General features: G+C 48.0%; 6 protein-coding genes. All 6 read left to right on the top strand.

The features are described from left to right. Positions 1 to 599: 599 nt before the first annotated feature. Genes AB7U36_RS21140 through AB7U36_RS21115 form a run of 6 tightly spaced genes read left to right on the top strand, consistent with a single transcriptional unit; the run spans position 600 to position 3208 of the window. The gene (locus AB7U36_RS21140) at positions 600 to 923 is read left to right on the top strand and encodes a hypothetical protein (protein ID WP_428161601.1); all 324 of its coding nucleotides are present in this window, start codon (positions 600 to 602) and stop codon (positions 921 to 923) included. Further along, the gene (locus AB7U36_RS21135) at positions 920 to 1321 is read left to right on the top strand and encodes a hypothetical protein (protein WP_428161600.1); all 402 of its coding nucleotides are present in this window, start codon (positions 920 to 922) and stop codon (positions 1319 to 1321) included. The genes AB7U36_RS21140 and AB7U36_RS21135 overlap by 4 nt, the downstream gene beginning before the upstream one ends. Then, positions 1318 to 2289, top strand: coding sequence for a hypothetical protein (locus AB7U36_RS21130; RefSeq protein ID WP_428161599.1), 972 nt, complete (start codon positions 1318 to 1320; stop codon positions 2287 to 2289). Before AB7U36_RS21135 ends, AB7U36_RS21130 begins: the two co-directional genes overlap by 4 nt. A gap of 2 nt (positions 2290 to 2291) precedes the next feature. Continuing rightward, the gene (locus tag AB7U36_RS21125; RefSeq protein WP_428161598.1) at positions 2292 to 2819 is read left to right on the top strand and encodes a hypothetical protein; all 528 of its coding nucleotides are present in this window, start codon (positions 2292 to 2294) and stop codon (positions 2817 to 2819) included. Then, on the top strand, positions 2809 to 2934 hold the full coding sequence (locus tag AB7U36_RS21120; RefSeq protein ID WP_428161597.1) for a hypothetical protein: 126 nt from the start codon (positions 2809 to 2811) through the stop codon (positions 2932 to 2934). Before AB7U36_RS21125 ends, AB7U36_RS21120 begins: the two co-directional genes overlap by 11 nt. Beyond that, positions 2924 to 3208: a hypothetical protein gene (locus tag AB7U36_RS21115; RefSeq protein ID WP_428161596.1), complete on the top strand. Its 285-nt coding sequence runs from the start codon at positions 2924 to 2926 to the stop codon at positions 3206 to 3208. Before AB7U36_RS21120 ends, AB7U36_RS21115 begins: the two co-directional genes overlap by 11 nt. The last annotated feature ends 67 nt before the right edge of the window (positions 3209 to 3275 follow it).

The raw sequence follows: 3275 nt of genomic DNA, 5'->3' as shown, positions 1-3275 counted from the left end.
TTACAGCGGAGTGCAAGAAAGCCGTGCCCGCTGAAGAGCCCATTAAAGTGTTGACTTTGTCTATTTATGTGGGGTTCAACCATTGCCAGTAAAGGCGTTGACTACTTTTGTTATTGATGGCTTGGCATGTAAAATTCGGCAGATCAAACCGAGACGTTTGAGGAGAGACCTACTGTCAGAGTGAAGTCTGTTTTTGGGGTGGATCAAAACCCCAGATTTATATCCCCCTCCCCATTGCCGGGATCTCCGCCGACGTTTTCCAGAAAAATAGGCCGGACCTGAGCACCAAAAGGATTCGTGGCTCATAATCCCGAGAATATGAACCACAAAATAATTCCTTGACACCATTCCACAGACCCGGCTAATGTAAATTATTCCCTGCAAATTCAGGGATGCCGGGTTGACAGCCGGGAACCACGGACGCAAAGAGGCGTCTACATTTCATGTGAACGCTTTTTTTGTTCCATGCGTCTATATACTGGGCAGCATGGGGGAGCCTTCGGGCTGCCGGTTCCGTGGACCGGTCTGTCAACCCCTATGCTGCCCTTTTTGTTTTTGACAGGACAAAAGGGCTTAATCACAAAACCACGGAGGCCCAAATGAAGTCGAATCAAAACCCCACCACGCCTATCAATCAAGGCACAACCCACAAACCCAACATTGATGGTGTCTGCTTACCCCTGTGCAAAATCCGCGGAGTCGCAGAACTGTTTTCAACCATGCTTCCCGGTGAAATGCGGGAACTTGGTTGCGATGCCAGCACCGGGATTTATGAAATCCTGAACAATGCTGCTGATGAGATCCAGACGATGGTCAACAACATCATTGCAGACTTAACCGCCGAAAACGAATCCAAGGTAAAAGCCCGGGAACGTCAGGCCCGGAAACTTTATGATATCCGGTGCGGGGAGGTGGGCAGATGAATAATTTTGATAAACACTATTTCGCCGAAAATGGGCCTGTTTATTGCTATGAGGACTTAAAAAAGGCCCGTCAAAAGCTAAAAGAGCGAGAGGACAAACTCAAAAAAGAACGCGAGGAAGAAGAAACCGTCAAAATTAACAATAAAAATGATTTGTTATTTTCACTGGCAAGGCAATCATGTATGCAGACAGACCATTACCTTTTTATGAGTTCGATGCGTGATATTGCGGACATTGAAAAGGATCTTGTTATGGGTAAATGCAATGCTTTGATGGAAAGAATCTTAGAACTGGAATCTCAAATATCCACTCAGGTCCAACCGAAAAAAAGAATAACTCCCGTTTACCTAACCAACAACGTGATCCAATTCCCGGGAGAAAGGAGGGTGGTCCAATGATTATCAGAACGGAAAAAAGAGCCAACTACACAAGATTGCCCAATGAGTTCCTGCTGGACGAAACCATTTCCGACAAGGCCAGGGGAACCCTTGCCCGCCTGTTGTCAAGACCGGACAAGTGGAACCTTAACGTCAATTACCTGGTGAAGACCGGCAAGGATGGCCACACGGCCATAAGGTCCGCGATCCGTGAACTTGAAGAGGCCGGATATATCCAGAGAGAAGTTTCCAGGCATGAGAATGGGCGGATAATTGGAGTTGAGTATATCATCCATGAAAGCCGGGTTAAACCCTACGGGGATCGACCGGCACCAGAGCAACCCTGTGTGGTGGCAGGTGAGGAGAACGATGTCATCATTCTGGACCCCGAACCTGAATCAATCATCCAAGAGCCCCCATCCCTGGTGGAGCCTGAGCCGGAAATCAACGCTAAGAAAGCCCATATTGAGGTTGCCGACATTACGGAAAACCACATGCGGGAAACCGTAATCAAGGAAACCGCTCCTATAATAAATACTGATATTAAACAAATACTGAGGGTAACAACGACTACTACGCCGGAACCGGTACCGGTACCGGCCATCTGTGATCAGGCCATGCCGTTGCCGTCGTCGTGTTCCTCCAATGCCATTTTAAATCTTATCCCTGAGAAACACAAAAGCCCCATAGTGGTCACCTTTGTGAACAAGGCTATTGTTGACTATCCGGAACGAGAGGTTGAGGAGGCCGTTGCTTATGCCGCCAGGAATGTCAGGGGCGGGAGTATGCAATTCAGGGCGTACCTGGATAAGACCCTGCAGAACAAATGGGCTGAGGGGTATCTTGAGACCCGGCAGGATCAGCAGGGATTGTTAACATGGTTACCCAGGGGTAGATTCCCAAACGGCACTATTACGGGCTCCAAACGTATGGATAGCAATTACATGGCTGCCGCACAATTTTTAACCGAAATGGGTGTGGAGGTGTAGCCATGGATAAACAAGATTTGAAACGATTCACGGAAATCATGATGGCTGTTGCGGAAAACTACCCGGGGACGACATTCACCAGCAACGGCTTGAAACTACGATTTGAAGCCCTGAAAGAATTCTCCATTGACCAGGTGTCCGAAGCCGCAGTTAAGCTTATCAGGACTCATAAATATAATTCCATGCCCACCACTGCCGATATTATCGACACTATGGGCGGCGGAGTCAGCGTGAAAGACCGGGCAGAGATCGAGGCAGGAAAGGTCCTTGATCACCTGCGCAGGTACGGCAAGGGGATTATCCCTGAGTTTGAAGACCCCGTAACCAGGCATTTGATGTCAACCAGGTGGAGGTACGGCTCCTGGGCGGCATATGTCATCGAATCAGATTTAAAGTGGTGGCACAAGGATTTTGTCCGGGCTTATCAAGCGCATTCTTCCGATGTTGATATCGTAGCTTGTCTGCCAGGACTTAAACAGCTTGCCGGGCAGATCGGCCATTGGGGAAAGGAGGCCACCTATGCAATTTAAGAAAAAAATAGCCGATGAATTCCGGCAAAATGAACGACCAGATCTCAAGGGCGGCGTGATTGTGATTTTTGGCAACGATGTGGCCGGTTGGATGGAGGTAGGCGATGCAAATTAAATCTGATTTCACCAGAAAACAATTGTTAGAAGATGGAGACCCCTTATTTGAGACCTGCCGCCCGCTTGAAAAGCTAAAAGCTGTTGCAAGCTTGCTATTCGGCTATGCTAAAAGCTCTTTGGGAATGAATGAAAGCACCATAGAAGGTATTTCAAATATAATCGAGGATGCAGTGGAAGAAGTTGAATACCTGATTGATATTTCCAATGAGCAACAGCAGCGTGACCGGGAAAGATTGAAGGCGGCCAATATCTTGCAGTCGATGAACTCATAGCTAATCCCATTCACAAGCCCCTGGTGGTATGCACTGCCAAGGGCTTGTTAATGGAAAAACGGGAGTG

Source organism: Desulfobacter sp. (genome assembly GCF_050177295.1).
Note: the sequence above shows the minus strand (reverse complement) of the source record. Positions and strands in the feature narration are given on the sequence as shown.

Coding starts and splice junctions, on each gene's coding strand:
- AB7U36_RS21140 (WP_428161601.1), top strand. CDS start 600: ATGAAGTCGAATCAAAACCCCACCACGCCTATCAATCAAGGCACAACC.
- AB7U36_RS21135 (WP_428161600.1), top strand. CDS start 920: ATGAATAATTTTGATAAACACTATTTCGCCGAAAATGGGCCTGTTTAT.
- AB7U36_RS21130 (WP_428161599.1), top strand. CDS start 1,318: ATGATTATCAGAACGGAAAAAAGAGCCAACTACACAAGATTGCCCAAT.
- AB7U36_RS21125 (WP_428161598.1), top strand. CDS start 2,292: ATGGATAAACAAGATTTGAAACGATTCACGGAAATCATGATGGCTGTT.
- AB7U36_RS21120 (WP_428161597.1), top strand. CDS start 2,809: ATGCAATTTAAGAAAAAAATAGCCGATGAATTCCGGCAAAATGAACGA.
- AB7U36_RS21115 (WP_428161596.1), top strand. CDS start 2,924: ATGCAAATTAAATCTGATTTCACCAGAAAACAATTGTTAGAAGATGGA.